The following is a 15,572-nucleotide window of genomic DNA, read 5'->3' as shown; positions in this document are numbered from 1 at the left end:
CACTACGCTTATACGTTACCGTTGGCTGTCATTATAAAACCAACCGTATGAAAAAATCAATTTTTGCTCTAATCATGACCTTGATGACAAATTTATTGTTTGCTCAAACCGACAATTATAAAACTGCGATCGATAATTTTCAAGTGAACTACAACACTGAAAAGTATGAAAAAATTTTCTACGATTTTTCGCCTGAGATGAAACAGGCATTACCTCTTGAAAAAACCAAAGAATTTTTAACAGGTTTGAAAACCCAAGTCGGTAATATTGAAAACAAAGAGTTTATTACTTATCAACAAGTATCTTACGCAACTTATAAAACAAAGTTCGAGAAAATGGTTTTAGCCGTAAATATTTCGCTTGACAACGAAAATCAAATAAACGGACTTTTCATCAAGCCTTATGAAGAACCAAAACAAACAAACAATGTAGTAAATGCACTAAACAACTACCCAAAAGAAATTGCTGAAATCATCTTTGAGAAAATAAAAAACATTCCGAATAACGCACAAGTTTCAATCGCCTTAACACAAGGTGGAAAAATAAATTATTACGGAATTATAAAAACAAATGACACCATAAAATCCATCGAAAATCAAAACAAAATTTTTGAAATCGGTTCTATTACAAAAGTTTTTACTTCGACTGTTTTGGCTTCACTTGTTGAGGATAAAAAAATCAAATTAACAGACGAAATCAATGCCTTTTATCCTTTTGCTTTCAAAGACAATATCAAAATAAGTTTTGAAAGTTTAGCCAATCACACTTCGGGTTTGCCTAGATTGCCTGAAAATTTAAAGCCAACAGATGAAGATAATCCATATAAAGATTATGACAAAAATGACATTGAGGAGTATCTGCGGAATTTGATGAAACTTAATTCAAAAACCTATGCCTATTCAAATTTAGGTGCAGGATTGTTGGGCTACACACTTGGTTTATCACAAAAAACAACTTTTCAAGAATTGTTACAAAAGAAAGTCTTTGCAAAATACAAAATGAAAATCACGTTTGTAAGCTCACAAAATTTAGGAAATAGACTTGTAAAGGGGTTAGATGAAAACGGCAAAACTGCTTCAAATTGGGATTTCGACGTTTTGTTTGGAGGGGGAGGAATTTTATCGACAACAGAAGATTTGGCAAAATTTGCCAATGCACAATTCGACTCGAAAAACAAAGAACTCGCCTTGACACAAAAATCCACTTTCGGTATTAACGATAATATGAAAATCGGTTTAGGTTGGCACATCTTAAAATCTGAAAACGGTAAAGATTTAATTTGGCACAATGGAGGAACAGGTGGATATTCTTCATCAATGACCGTCAACGTTCAAGAAAAAACAGCAGTTATTGTCTTGTCCAATGTTTCAGACATCAACGAAAATATTGACGGCCTTTGCATTAAACTCATAAACATAGCAGACAAAAAATAACGAACAGCCAACACCGTGTATGTGCAATGGCGGGCAAAGTGCAAAATTCAACAGCAGTTTTTCAATTAAACTTTAGTAATAATATCAGCTTTTGTGCTTCGATTTCCCGCCCGAACGCAAAGCCCTAAAACGTTGTGCGACATACTAATTAGAAAACAGGTTACAAAAAAACATACACGATTCTGATATTTAACAGGTTATGTATATATTTTAAAAAATTTTTAATTACCTTTGGTATAATAGCCCTTAAAATTTAATTCATGAAACAAAATTACTTTTTATTTGTATTGGCTTTTATTTCTATGAATGTATATTCCCAAGATATAAAAAACTACTATGTAGTTGTAAAAAACAACCACTCTATTGAACCTCTATCCAAGACATCAAATTCTAATGGTTATTTGGATTTAACTTTTTCAGAACAGTCATTAGAAAATTTCTTTGATAGCAAAATTATTTACAAATATGAAAAGGCTTTCCCGGGTACTAATTCACAACTACTTAATAGAACTTATTTAGTATCTGTTTTAAATAGTACAAATTTTAAACAAGATTTAAACCAGTTTAATGAGATTGATTTTATAGAATCAATTCCCGAGACTATCCCTATGGAATATCCAAACGATACTTACATTTTAGGAGAAAAAAATGATAGAACATTTGATTTAGTAAGAGCTCCTTTGGCTTGGGAAATAACAAAAGGAAATAACCCAAATGTTTTAATCGGAATTGTCGATACTGGTTTTAATATTGAGCATGAAGATTTAAATGATAATATTGTTCAACATATAGGATCCACTTATTACAGCCAAACATCTCATCATGGAACATCTGTTTCAGGTTTTGCTTCAGCCGTAACTAATAATAACAAAGGAGTTGCATCTATTGGTTACAATACAAAAATGGTTACAGCGTCTTATTCAAATTCAGGGATGACAGGAACCCAAATGGTGCATCATGTTGCACAAATACAGGATGTAAGAGTTATAAATACAGCTTGGCTATCTTCTTGTGAATTTAGTGTTGTTGATAACGAGGCTTACAGAGAGGTATGGGAGGATTTTGGTGTGGTGGTAGTTAGCTCTGCCGGTAATGGAATCAATAGAGCAATGTGTGAACCAAACTCCACAGTACTGCTTTATCCAGCTGCATATGATTATACAATATCGGTTTCTTCTGTAGGTAGCACATATCCCATTGGAACAGTTTGGACTCATCAGGGGCAAGAATATGAGGGAGTTTGGAATGATTGTCATCAAATAATTATAAATTTAGATGATCCGGAAGCAGATACTCATCAACATAATGAAAAAGTTGATATCGTTGCACCAGGCTATAATCTTCCAAATGTAGTTGCCCCTGACAATACCTATTCTAATGATGGTTGGGGAACTTCTTTTTCTTCTCCACAAGTTTCAGCAGCAGCTGCCCTAATTCTCTCAGTAAAACCAGAACTAACTCCTGACCAGGTTAGAGATATTCTTAAGAATACAGCAGATGATATTTATTGGATTCCATACAACGAACCATATATTGGGTTATTGGGAACGGGTCGCCTAAACGTGTTTAGAGCGGTTAAAACTGCTGACTGTTTAGATGAACAAAATCCGATTGTGGATTTTATGATAAAAGATTCTAAGCAAGATGTTGGACACGAACCCAATAACAATACAGCGTATATGTGGACAAGCTCTGATATTTTAGTGCGCAATCAAAACGATGGAAAACTAATTCCTGTACATCAAAATCCTACTTATGACGGAATAAATCCCAACTACATTTATGTAAGGGTTACAAATCTTGGTTGTCAAACAAGTTCAGGAAACGATTTAGTAAAAGTAAATTGGGCGAAAGCCAATACTTCTCTTAGCTATCCTGAATATTGGAATGGAGATATTGTAATTAATGGAGTACATTTTGGAGGAGAAGTTGGCACAGGAGTAATTCCTCCACTTGAGCCCGGACAAGAAGCTCTGATTGAAATTCCTTGGAATGTGCCAGATCCTGAAGACTATCAAAATATAAATGAAAATCCTTGGCACTTCTGTTTGTTAGCCGAAATTATTTCAGATGATGATCCCTTAACTTCTCCATACACTTCCAATCCAAATCATATGGTCAGAAACAACAATAATTTAGCCTGGAGAAATATTACCGTTATAGACATATCTAATAAGAAAGACATTGGTGCTGCTTTTGCCGTATCCAACCCTTACAATTATACAAAAACATATTTTTTAGAGCTTGTTAAAGAAGACACCGAAACAGGAAAAGCAATTTACGAAGAAGCAGAAGTTGCGGTTAAAATGGACAATGTTTTATATGCGGCTTGGGAAAGAGGTGGTAAAACAGCATCCCAATTAGAAGACACAAATGATGAAAAGAAAAAAATAGTAAAGGGTAATAATGTTATAATAGACAACCTCCAGCTAAATGCTAATGAGCTTGGTACTATTTATTTATCTTTTAACTTTTTGACAAAAAAAGCAACAGAGAAAAATAAATACAGATACCATGTAATCCAAAGAGATGCATCTACTGGTGAAATCATGGGTGGAGAAACTTTCGAGATTAAGAAAAAACCGAGAAATCTGTTTAATGCAAATGCTGGAAGTGATAGAGAGATTTTTAAGAATGAGGAAGTTATACTAACCGCAGAAGACATATTTGAGGCTGCTGAGTACAATTGGTACGATGAAAATGGCAACCTAATCTATACAGGACAGAATCTTACTGTTTCACCTGAAATTACCAAAAAATACAAATTGGAAGTAATTACCGAAGATGGTTTCAAAGATTACGGTGAAGTTGAAGTCAAAGTTAATCCTTACAAATTAATAGGTCTATCGCCGAACCCTGCAAATTCACAAATCCAAGTAAATTATGATATAGAAAACAGCACTTCAGCATACATCATGATTACAGGAGTTACCAATGGTGTTTCAAATAATTACGTCTTGAACACTAATAGCACACAAACAACAATTAGTTTAAATAATTACCAATCTGGTCATTATATCGTTACACTTGTTTGTGACGGACAAATTGTAGATTCTAAAAATTTAATTAAAAACTAAGATTATGACACGTATAATTTTTGTCTGGATTTTATTGCTTTTTTTTAAACAAACATTTTCTCAAACAAATACGTTAAAGGAACATTGTTGGAAACTGGAAGAGCTTACTATTAATAATGTAGTATATACAATACCGGAAAACAACGAAATAGACTATATTTTTTTAAACATTGGAGATTCAACAACGGAAGATGGCGGTTATTTCGGAACTACATTCTGCAATTATTTATTTGGAAATATTTTGATTGATGAAAATGAATTTACTTTCACAAGTCATTCAAATTCTAATTTAGAGTGTGAATTAGAAGAAAATAGTATGTTTGATGATTTATATTTCCACGAATTCTATGTTAATCATATAAATAGTCCATTCGAGTATTCCTTTTACCAAGAAAATAATTGGTTGTTTTTAACCATAACCAATGCAGATTTTGACACTGTTAAATATTCGGTTTACCTAAATCAAGATTTAACTAATAACGTATGGATATTAGAAAAATTAATTTACAATCAACAAGAAATTTATCCTCCCGAAGAGCTGGAGAATGAAATAGAATTCCTTTTTCCTGATAATAATTCTTCAAGTGTTACTTCTACAGTCTGCAACGAGTTTAATGCTATAATCAATATCTCTGAATCTGTATTAATAAACAGCGGTGGTGGTGTAACATTTGATAACTGCGAAAACCCTGATTTCGACAATTTCGACATTATTTATATAGGAAGTTTTTTAACCGGTTGGCTGGACAACCCTGTTTTTCAATATGGAATAACGTCTGATAATGAGAATTTGTATCTTACACTTACAGACCACATAGGGAATCAAGCTTTTTACTTTACTGAGAGTTTGTCTGTTATAGAAAATGAAAATTTAGAAATTAAAATTTATCCTAATCCCGTAAATGGTAATTTAACAGTAAATGGCATTAATCAGGATAATGTATCATTACTACTATTCGATATAACAGGAAAAATTGTATATCAAAACAAACTAAATGTTAACCAAAATAAGATTGAAATTTCTGTTTCTAACCTTGAAAAAGGAGTCTATTTTATCAAAATATTTAATGAGTTTGGAAAGTTTTTACATTCCGAAAAAGTGTTGAAATTCTAATCAAAAAATAACCAAGAAAGCCATAGATTTGGCTGATTTGTCACTTTTTTTATTCAATAAATACATAAAATAGTACGATCGCACAACATGAACTGTGTAAAAAAACAAGTTTTTTAAGTAGTTTTTTGTAAATAATTATCCTGGTAAAATTCTCTATTTTTTACCACCCCAAATACAATTTTAAGCAGCTTGTTGCACACCGCAATGACCGCTGCTTTTTTGTTTTTTCCTTTCTCTACTAATCGATCAAATAATGCGCGACAATGGGCGTTGGTTTTCTTCGCATTTAACGCACACATATACAAGATATGTCGCAGTTGTTTGCCTCCTTGTTTGCATATTCGGACACGCCCTCGGATGCTACTTCCACTCCGATATTCGGTGGGACTCAGCCCTGCGTAAGAGATCAATTGTTTATACGAATTCATGTCTTTAAAACCTTGCGTGTAGATCAATAATTCGGCGGCAGCACGCTTACCAATTCCTTTTACACTGGATACTAATTCAAGGGTTTCACGATCCCATGCTATCAGTTTTTCTTGTAATTCTAACTCTAAATTTTGCTTTTCTTCTTGAAGTTTTTTAATGATTTTTTCAAAGCTTTTTTCTATTCTTTTCGCATCAAACGGACATTTTTTCAAGCTGTGTATTTGGTTACTAAACTTGGTAATCTCTTTGGTTAAATCGTGAATCGCATTGTTCAGCGAACGGCATTCAAAGTACGCCATATCAGGCATAGAGTAGGTTTCTGGATTTCGATCAACACCGTATTCATAAATGCGTTTAGCATCTTTTTTATCCGATTTATTACGTTCTAAATGCATCTGAATGTAACGTTTGATTTGTAAAGCATTCACCACGCTAAATTGACAACCTTTTTCTTGTAAAAAGAAAATCAAATTCAAATGATACACCCCCGTTGCTTCCATCACACAATGTGTTGCAGTTCCTGCTTCTTTCAGCATTTTTCTGAAACCGGTAACGGTATTTGAGATTTGTAAATGTTGATGAATTCCTTCTTGATTAAGAAAATACAAATCTAAGGTTTCATTGGAAACATCGATGCCACAATACTTGGTTTTTTCTTCCATTTTTTATACTTTTATTGTTGAAAAGAGAGAACTTTTCTTGCTATACAACCAACGATCCTAACACGAACTTTTTGTTCAACTAAACTGTATGGTTTTCAGCAAGAAATGAGCAGGGATACTCATGTTAGTGAAGTTTAAAAACTTATAGGGTTTGTCTATCTTATTCTGCTCATTTTGGTTCTTTCTTTTTATGATTTTGATACAATAAATTTAAGGAATTACAAACATAGGATGGGTTTTGCAATAGTGGGGCGAAACTGCAAAGTTCAACGGTAGTTCTTCGATTGAACTTTTGTGCAAAAATTCCCCGCCTTCGCAAAGCGGCAGACCGTTAGCGGCAAGCATATCGAAAACCTGCAACGAAAATAGTTTGCACATCAAAACAATAAAAATTACCTTTGCATCAGAATGAAACATTTGAACAACGTATTACGCCTTCCTTTTTTCAGCAATTATTATTATGGAATAATATCTGCTCGGAAAGGCTGTGTCTATTTCAAAATGAATAAATAACGACATATATTTTAATAACATGACCTGAAGCCCGAGCGAATGCTCGGGCTTTTTTATTTTCAAAAAATGGAAACGATTAACAAATTAAAAGAAAACGTAGAAATCATCCTTCCCGAAAACGGATTGGAAGAAAAATTGGAACAAGCAAAAAAAGAAAACCGAAAACTGATTATCAAATTAGGTTTTGACCCGACTGCACCCGATTTGCATTTAGGACACGCAGTTGTGCTTAAAAAGCTAAAGCAATTTCAGGATTTGGGTCATCAGATTGTGATATTGGTGGGTAGCTTTACCGCCAGAATCGGAGACCCTACAGGAAAAAACAAAAGCAGGAAACCTTTGTCGATAGAAGATGTACAACACAATGCCCAAACGTACCTCAATCAGTTATCACAGATAATTGATGTGGATAAAGCAAAAATCGTGTTCAATTCAGATTGGTTAGACCAACTTTCATTTTCTGATGTCATTCAAATTTTATCAAAAGTTACCGTTGCCCAACTGATGCACCGAAACGATTTCAACAAGCGTTTTACCGAAAATACACCTATCGCAATGCACGAATTGGTTTACCCGATTTTACAAGGTTTTGATTCCATAAAAATTCAAGCAGATATTGAAATGGGTGGAACAGACCAACTTTTTAATTGTACAATGGGACGGCAATTGCAAGAAACCTTTGAAATGAATCCTCAAATCGTGATGTGTATGCCTTTGTTGAGAGGTTTGGACGGAAAAGAAAAAATGAGCAAATCGCTGAACAACATTATCGGACTGACAGACGAACCCAACGAAATGTTCGGGAAAACAATGTCTGTTCCCGATAGTTTGATTGAAGAGTTTTTAGATTTGACAACCGATTTTCCAATCGAAGAAAAACAAGCTATCAGAGAAAAATTGGCAAGCGGAGAAAACCCGATGAACATCAAAAAAATAATTGCTAAAAATATCATTACCCAATACCATAATCAGGAAGAAGCTCAAAAAGCAGAAGATTTTTTCATCAATCAGTTTCAAAACAAAAACTTTGAAGAAAAAGTATTTGAACCCATTTTACTTACTGATATTCAATCTGAAAATGAAATTATCAATTTGGTAGATTTATGCGTTCAACTGAAACAAGGACAAACCAAATCAGCTATCAGAAGACTTATTGAAAGCGGTGCAGTTCAGGTAAACAACGAGAAATTTACTGAACCTTACACTGTTATTGACCTAAAACCCGAGACCAAAATTAAAATAGGAAAAAGGGATTTTTATGAACTTAAATAAAATGCCTGCCGATAACAAGGGTTTTGCAAAATGGCGGTTTAAGGGAGACAAGGGACTTGAAATTGAACGCATTTATGTTTTAAAGGACTTTCACGGAAAAAAAGTTGGGCAACTACTCTATGACAAAGCAATTGAAGTCGCTAAGGAGAAAAAATCTGACTATGTATGGTTAGGCGTTTGGGAAGAGAATCCGAGAGCAATAAATTTTTACAAGAAAAACGGTTTCGTTGAATTTGACAAACATATTTTCAAATTGGGTAATGACGAGCAGATCGACATAATGATGAAACTAAAACTGAACAATTAATTCGGACGACAAGAAAGGCAGCCGCTAATAAGGGTTTTGGCGTCAGGTGGGCTGACGTGGTTAAATTAAGTGCAGTGCTTCTATCAACATTTGTGCTTGATTGACAGTGAAGTGTTCCAAAATCCGCCACTTCGCAAAGCCCGAAACGTTAGTGGCAATCCATAAAGAAAACTTCCGTTTAAAAAACTTGCCTAAATGTAACTTTTAAATCACCTTTGTTTTCATAAAAGTAAGAGAAGTTATAGCATTTAAAAATTATTTTGAAGATTTTCTTTCTGAACAACCAATTAAAGTTCAAGACAAAATCTTTAAAATCATTGAAGCTATCGAAACTCTTAAACGTGTTCCCTCAAATTATTTAAAACATTTGACAGGAACTGAAGGTTTGTATGAAGCAAAAATTCAATTAGGTTCTAATATCTGGAGAGTTTTTTGCTTTTTTGACGGTGAAAAGTTTGTCGTTTTAATGAATGGGTTTCAAAAGAAAACACAAAAGACACCTAAAAATCAAATAGAAAAAGCCTTGAAAATAATGGCTGAATATTATGAACAAAAAAAATCAAAAGTAATGGAAACTAAAAGTTGGAAAAATATAAAAGACGACGTTTACGGAAAAGTTGGAACCGAAAGACGTGACGAACTTGAAAGAGATTTTGAATCTTTTAAAATTGGTTTACTCCTAAAAAAAGCACGAGAAGAAAAACAACTAACTCAGTCTGAACTTGCAGAATTGATAGACAAAAAACGCGAATACATTTCAAGAGTTGAAAATAACGGAAGTAACTTAACTCTTAAAACCTTGTACGATATAGTAGAAAAAGGTTTAGGCGGAAAAGTAAAAATATCAATCGAAATATAATTGTACTGCCGCTAACAATCAATCATTAATACATTGGCAAATTATTTGTCTAAATTTGATGAATTGATGGATACGTATCTTACAGATAAGGATCGTAAAGTGGCATTAATTAGTTGCTCCTTAAAACACTATCAATGTCTTGAAAATCAACAAAGTAAATTCAGTTTTTCTTGTTTATGTTTGCAGGATTTTGTATCTTGGAGCATTAAAACCTTGCAAATATGTTGGGGAAAAATCCAAAAAAGCAGCCAGAATTATTCCGCCCGATGTTGGTGGACTTTATTGATAACCAACACGAACTTGTTCTACTTTCCGAGAAAATAGACTGGAATTATTTTGAGGAAGAATTTTCCCCGCTATATTCCAAGAGGGGCAATCCGAGCCATCCGATCCGATTTATGGTGGGCTGTCTGCTGTTGAAAAACCTTTATAATTTAGGTGATGAAACCCTTGCTTCCGCTTGGATCATGAACCCCTACATGCAGCATTTTTGCGGGCGGGTTTTCTTTGAGCACCAGTTTCCTTGCGACCCAAGTAACTTCGTCCACTTCAGGAAAAGAATTGGAGAAAAGGGGATTGAGAAAATCTTCTCCTACAGCGTAAGGATGCACGATGCAAAGACCAGTACATCGAACTTCGTGTTGTCCGACACTACCGTTCAGGAGAACAACACCACTTTTCCCGCCGATGCGAAGCTCTGCAAAAAAGTAATCGACTACTGCAACAAGATAGCCGAAAACGAGGGCATAAAGCAGAGGCAGAGATACAGGAAATTGAAAGCAACTACCGCCAGATAAAATCCGACATTGTACACATTGTTGAAAGTGAAATAGAGCGTATCAAGAACGACCCGAACTTACAGCATTTGATACAGCAAGAACAATAAACGCATTAAATAAAGGACTAAGAATGTTGGTGGTGCTTCTTCTTGAATTTAGATGGAGTGTCGCCAACATTTTTTTGAACAGTTTATAAAACAAATATTCGGAATGAAAAATGATGATTATAAAATAGTAATTTTTCAAAACAATGCAATGCCATTGCATTACTTTTTTACTAACTTTGCAAAAGAATATGAAAGTCTTTTACTCCATATTGGCAATTTATATGATGACGGTATTTTTAATGCCGTGTACCGATATGTATGAAAAGGACAACTTTCAAAACCATAACCATTCGGAAGAATTAACCCATCAAGGAAGCCACGACCATCAGGAAAAACCTGATATTTGCAGCCCGTTTTGTTTATGCGGTTGTTGTGGAATGGTGTCGGGCATAGTGCTTCAATGGAATGTATATAACTTAGTTAAGGCGAAGACTTTTGAACTGTCTAAGCCTGAAATATATTACAAATCTATCTTTATCCCCTGCTACTTCGGGAAAATTTGGCAACCGCCAAAGGTTAATGCTTAATTTTTAATGTTTTAGTGATTACAGCTTAACGCAAACAGCGTTAGCTCGGTTTTTAGGCTATTTATATTGCCTAAAAACACAATCATTATGATTTTATCATTATTAATTCATCATTAATCGCAACAAAAAGTGTTAGATAATATTATAAAATTCTCCATAAAGAATAAGTTCATCATAGGATTGATGACCTTGTTACTTATCATTTGGGGGGTATGGAGTGCCACCAAAATCCCTATTGATGCCCAGCCTGATATTACCAATAATCAGGTTCAGATTATTACACTCTGCCCTACATTGGCAGGACAGGAAGTAGAGCAATTGGTTACTTTTCCCGTTGAGCAAAGCATCGTCAATCTTCCCAAAGTGGAAGAAATAAGAAGTATTTCGAGGTTTGGACTTTCCGTTGTGACCGTTGTATTTCAAGATGATGTAGATATTTATTTTGCCCGGCAATTGGTCAATGAAAAACTGAAAGAAGCGGAGGAACAGATACCGGAGGGTATCGGAACGCCTGAACTTGCTCCTGTCAGTACAGGTCTTGGCGAAGTGTACCAATATATTCTCCGCCCCAAAAAAGGAAGCGAGGATAAATATTCCGCAATGGATTTGCGTACAATGCAGGACTGGATTGTTGCCCGACAGCTTTATGGTACACCGGGGGTTGCGGAGGTCAATAGTTTTGGCGGTTTGCTCAAACAATACGAGGTATCTGTTGACCCTAACCGTATCAAGGCAATGGGCGTTAGTATCTCCGATATTTTTACCGCCCTCGAAAACAACAACCAAAATACCGGAGGTGCATATATCGATAAGAAGCCCAATGCTTACTTTATTCGCGGGATTGGTCTGGTTACTTCATTGGAAGATGTAGGAAATATCGTCGTTAAAAATACTGGTAGCGTTCCGGTATTTATCAAAGATGTGGCAGAAGTACAATTTGGTCACGCAACCCGGTACGGAGCATTGACCTATAATGGCGAAGTAGATGCTGTGGGTGGGATTGTAATGATGTTGAAGGGAGAAAACACCTCTGAAGTTGTAAAAAGTATCAAAGAAAAAATACCGGTTATCCAACAATCTCTACCCGAAGACGTGGTCATAGAACCATTTTTAGACAGAATGGATTTGGTTGATAGAGCGATAAGTACGGTTCAAAAGAACCTCATTGAGGGCGCACTGATTGTTATTTTTGTATTAATTCTATTCCTGGGGAATTTCAGAGCAGGACTGATTGTAGCCTCAGCCATACCGCTATCTATGCTTTTTGCGTTGGGAATGATGCGGCTGTTTGGTGTAAGTGCCAACCTGATGAGTATGGGGGCTATTGATTTCGGATTGGTAATAGATGGTTCCCTGATTGTTGTTGAAGCGACAATGCATCATTTGGGCTTGCGGAAATCCACACAAAGACTTACGCAGGCAGAAATGGATGAAGAGGTATATGAATCTGCACGGAAAATTCGTACGAGTGCCGCATTTGGCGAAGTTATCATCCTCATTGTCTATATCCCTATCCTTACTTTGGTGGGTATAGAGGGTAAAATGTTTACGCCAATGGCACAGACTGTAAGTTTTGCCATTTTGGGAGCATTGATTTTGTCCTTTACCTATATCCCGATGATGAGTGCTTTGTGTTTGTCTAAAAAGCCGATTACCAAAAAGAATTTTTCAGACAAAATAATGGACTATCTTCAAGGGGTTTATAAACCATTGTTAGAAAAAGCCATTCGGATGAAATATGTGGTTATTGCGGTTGCCGTTGGGCTGTTTACCATAAGTATATTCTTTTTTTCACGGATGGGCGGAGAGTTCCTGCCAAAATTGGGCGAGGGCGATTTTGCTTTCCACTGTATCCTGCCACAAGGAACATCGTTAAGCCAAAGTCTGGAAACCTCTATGCAGGCATCAAGGATAATCAAGGAATTTGACGAAGTGAGAATGGTCGTAGGCAAGACTGGTGCTGCCGAAGTACCGACAGACCCGATGCCTCCCGAAGCCACTGACCTGATGATTATCCTAAAACCGCAGGACGAATGGAAAACAAAAAAATCCTATGACGAGCTTTCCAATGAAATGATGGAGAAACTTAAAGTTATTCCCGGTGTATTCTTTGAAGCCAATCAGCCGATACAGATGCGGTTTAATGAACTGATGACAGGTATCAGGCAGGATGTAGCCGTTAAGATATTCGGAGAAGACCTCGACAGTTTGTTGGTTTATGCCAATAAAGTGAATGCTATTATTCAAACAGTAGAAGGTGCGACTGCTCCGCAGGTAGAACGGGTAGCAGGTCTTCCCCAAATCAATATCGAATATGACCGTACCCGAATAGCCAATTACGGCTTGAATGTACAGGAAATAAACGATATTGTCAGCACTGCGTTCGCAGGTAAATCAGCAGGTGTGATTTATGAAAACGAACGAAGATTTGATTTGGTGGTACGGCTTGATGAAGCCCACCGCAGTTCCATTGAGGATGTGAGCAATCTGTTTATCCCACTACCAAACGGCGACCAAATACCGCTTTCACAGGTTGCAAACATTGATTACAAATTAGGTCCCGCACAAATCAGCCGTGAAGGCGGTAAACGCAGGATATATGTCGGCTTCAACGTACAGGGGCGGGATGTAGCCAGCGTTGTCAATGAAATTCAGGATAAATTGGCTGAACAGATTAAGCTACCGACAGGTTATTATTTTACTTATGGTGGTCAGTTTGAGAACCTCCAAAAAGCTACCGACAGATTACTCATAGCAGTACCTATCGCCCTGCTTTTGATTTTTATCCTGTTATACTTCACGTTCCATTCGTTCAAGGAAGCCGTTTTGGTCTATACGGCTATCCCGATGAGTGCCATTGGAGGCGTATTTGCCCTTTTATTGCGGGATATGCCATTCAGCATATCGGCAGGTGTCGGATTTATTGCTCTGTTCGGTGTTGCTGTTCTGAACGGGATTGTACTGATTGCCACGTTCAATAGACTGGAGAAAGAGGGTTGGAACGAGATTGTTCCGAGAATTATCGAGGGAGCTAAAACAAGGCTTAGGCCTGTATTGATGACAGCATCTGTGGCAAGTTTAGGTTTTTTACCAATGGCATTGAGTACAAGTGCAGGTGCAGAAGTACAAAAACCGTTGGCAACGGTCGTTATCGGAGGATTGATTTCAGCAACTGCATTGACGTTGTTCGTGCTGCCCTTGCTGTACCTCGTATTTATGAGAAACCAAAAACCTCCGAAAAACAATAAAACGAAAGCCATAGCACCCGTGTTGTTGCTGTTTGTGTTCTTGGGTTTCTCTCAAAACGGTAAGGCACAAACTCCGATAAATGTCGATAAAGCTATCGAGATAGCAGTGGAGAACAACCCGCAGCTCCGTTCCAAAAATTTGGATATTCAAGCTGCCCAAAGTCTCAGCAAGACGGCATTTGAATTGCCGAAGACCGATGTAAATTTCCAATATGGAAACACAGACGGATTTGAATATAATGACGGTTTCCAAATTTCACAGACCATTCCCTTCCCGACACTCTTTGGGGCGAAGAAAAACCTTGTCAAAGAGCAGGTCAAAGGTCAGGAATGGTCAAAGGCACTTACAGAAAATGAACTGAAAAAGCAGGTAAGAACCTATTATTATCAGTTGGAATATTTGGAGCATAATGCTTCGGTATTGAAGTATTTGGATAGTATTTATGCAGACTTTATCCGTGTGGCGGAACTGCGTTATAAAACCGGAGATATAGGGCGGATTGAAGTCAGTACTGCTGTTATCAAACAGGGGGAAATCAATTTATTGCTCCAGCAAAACGAGGTTTTAAGACAGAACGCCTATCAGAACCTTAAAAACTTGATGCAGACACAGGAAGACTTCTTAATAGAACCTCAACCGGATTATACACCATTGCTGTTAAGCTCTTTCATTGACAGTTCGGCTGTTGCAAATCATCCGAGCATTCAGCTATTGTACCAAGAGGCGAAAATCGCCGAACAGAACAAAAAATTGGAACGGGCAAACAGCCTGCCTGATTTTACGTTCGGTTATAATAACATATCGCTGATAGGAATGCACAGTAAAAATGGTGTAGAGCAATTTTATGGCAGAGGACAACGGTTTAGTTTTGTTGATGTAGGTATTACAATCCCAATTTTTACCACCACCAAAGCAAAAATTCGCTCGCTTGATTACAAGAAACAATCATTGGAATTAAATGCGCAATGGCAGGAACAACAGCTTAAAACGGAATTGGCAAACGCCTTGAAACAATACGAACAATATGTAGCGCAGTTTACCTATTTCAAGGAGCAGGCACTTCCCAATGCTGATGAGATTATCAATGCTGCAAAGCTGGGGTACAGTACCGGAGATATTTCTTATGTGGAGTACCTATTTGCCTTGCAGACAACAGCAGACATTCAGCTTAATTATTTAAATAGCATTCAGCAAATCAATGAGGCTGTAACGCTTATCCATTCATTAATCAGTAAATAATACAA

9 protein-coding genes and 2 pseudogenes are annotated in these 15,572 nt (G+C 36.3%); 10 read left to right on the top strand and 1 reads right to left on the bottom strand.

Features of this window, described 5'->3' with window-relative positions; genetic code table 11:
• Nucleotides 1-47 precede the first annotated feature (47 nt).
• The 3 genes from BN8061_RS11300 to BN8061_RS11290 all read left to right on the top strand — a co-directional run bounded on the left by BN8061_RS11300 (nt 48) and on the right by BN8061_RS11290 (nt 5,624).
• Nucleotides 48-1,433 carry a serine hydrolase domain-containing protein gene (locus BN8061_RS11300; protein WP_094745962.1) on the top strand — a complete coding sequence of 462 codons (1,386 nt, stop codon included), beginning with the start codon at nt 48-50 and terminating at the stop codon, nt 1,431-1,433.
• 260 nt (nt 1,434-1,693) lie between these two features.
• Nucleotides 1,694-4,510 (top strand): S8 family serine peptidase, encoded by a 2,817-nt coding sequence (locus tag BN8061_RS11295; protein ID WP_068599345.1) that lies wholly within the window; start codon nt 1,694-1,696, stop codon nt 4,508-4,510.
• Between the two features lie 4 nt (nt 4,511-4,514).
• Nucleotides 4,515-5,624 carry a T9SS type A sorting domain-containing protein gene (locus BN8061_RS11290; protein WP_068599343.1) on the top strand — a complete coding sequence of 370 codons (1,110 nt, stop codon included), beginning with the start codon at nt 4,515-4,517 and terminating at the stop codon, nt 5,622-5,624.
• A 113-nt stretch (nt 5,625-5,737) separates the two neighbouring features.
• Here the strand turns inward: BN8061_RS11290 and BN8061_RS11285 are convergent, their stop codons facing one another.
• Nucleotides 5,738-6,715: an IS110 family RNA-guided transposase gene (locus BN8061_RS11285; RefSeq protein WP_068599341.1), complete on the bottom strand. Its 978-nt coding sequence runs from the start codon at nt 6,713-6,715 to the stop codon at nt 5,738-5,740.
• Between the two features lie 579 nt (nt 6,716-7,294).
• Here BN8061_RS11285 and tyrS point away from each other — a divergent pair.
• From tyrS to BN8061_RS11250, 7 genes and pseudogenes are all read left to right on the top strand, one after another.
• Entirely contained in the window at nt 7,295-8,500 is a 1,206-nt protein-coding gene (gene tyrS, locus BN8061_RS11275; protein WP_068599638.1) for a tyrosine--tRNA ligase, read from the top strand.
• Between the two features lie 13 nt (nt 8,501-8,513).
• Nucleotides 8,514-8,807 (top strand): annotated as a pseudogene (locus BN8061_RS11270) (GNAT family N-acetyltransferase); the annotation flags it as partial.
• A gap of 208 nt (nt 8,808-9,015) precedes the next feature.
• Nucleotides 9,016-9,282, top strand: a pseudogene (locus BN8061_RS12075) (type II toxin-antitoxin system RelE/ParE family toxin); the annotation flags it as partial.
• A 93-nt stretch (nt 9,283-9,375) separates the two neighbouring features.
• The gene (locus BN8061_RS12070; protein WP_013597262.1) at nt 9,376-9,666 is read left to right on the top strand and encodes a helix-turn-helix domain-containing protein; all 291 of its coding nucleotides are present in this window, start codon (nt 9,376-9,378) and stop codon (nt 9,664-9,666) included.
• Between the two features lie 221 nt (nt 9,667-9,887).
• Nucleotides 9,888-10,463, top strand: coding sequence for a transposase (locus tag BN8061_RS11260; protein WP_068599337.1), 576 nt, complete (start codon nt 9,888-9,890; stop codon nt 10,461-10,463).
• Between the two features lie 232 nt (nt 10,464-10,695).
• Entirely contained in the window at nt 10,696-11,079 is a 384-nt protein-coding gene (locus BN8061_RS12435) for a DUF6660 family protein (RefSeq protein ID WP_068599335.1), read from the top strand.
• A 129-nt stretch (nt 11,080-11,208) separates the two neighbouring features.
• Nucleotides 11,209-15,567, top strand: a complete 4,359-nt coding sequence (locus tag BN8061_RS11250) for a CusA/CzcA family heavy metal efflux RND transporter (protein WP_094745960.1) — start codon at nt 11,209-11,211, stop codon at nt 15,565-15,567.
• Nucleotides 15,568-15,572: the final 5 nt, after the last annotated feature.

This window comes from Vaginella massiliensis, from assembly GCF_900089075.1.
In the GTDB taxonomy this organism is placed as follows: Bacteria; Bacteroidota; Bacteroidia; order Flavobacteriales; family Weeksellaceae; genus Weeksella; species Weeksella massiliensis_A.
This window is presented reverse-complemented; position numbering and strand designations above follow the sequence as displayed.

Excerpts from the sequence above, each read along its gene's own strand:
- BN8061_RS11300 (WP_094745962.1), top strand. The coding sequence starts at position 48 with ATGAAAAAATCAATTTTTGCTCTAATCATGACCTTGATGACAAATTTA.
- BN8061_RS11295 (WP_068599345.1), top strand. The coding sequence starts at position 1,694 with ATGAAACAAAATTACTTTTTATTTGTATTGGCTTTTATTTCTATGAAT.
- BN8061_RS11290 (WP_068599343.1), top strand. The coding sequence starts at position 4,515 with ATGACACGTATAATTTTTGTCTGGATTTTATTGCTTTTTTTTAAACAA.
- BN8061_RS11285 (WP_068599341.1), bottom strand. The coding sequence starts at position 6,715 with ATGGAAGAAAAAACCAAGTATTGTGGCATCGATGTTTCCAATGAAACC.
- tyrS (WP_068599638.1), top strand. The coding sequence starts at position 7,295 with ATGGAAACGATTAACAAATTAAAAGAAAACGTAGAAATCATCCTTCCC.
- BN8061_RS12070 (WP_013597262.1), top strand. The coding sequence starts at position 9,376 with ATGGAAACTAAAAGTTGGAAAAATATAAAAGACGACGTTTACGGAAAA.
- BN8061_RS11260 (WP_068599337.1), top strand. The coding sequence starts at position 9,888 with ATGTTGGGGAAAAATCCAAAAAAGCAGCCAGAATTATTCCGCCCGATG.
- BN8061_RS12435 (WP_068599335.1), top strand. The coding sequence starts at position 10,696 with ATGCAATGCCATTGCATTACTTTTTTACTAACTTTGCAAAAGAATATG.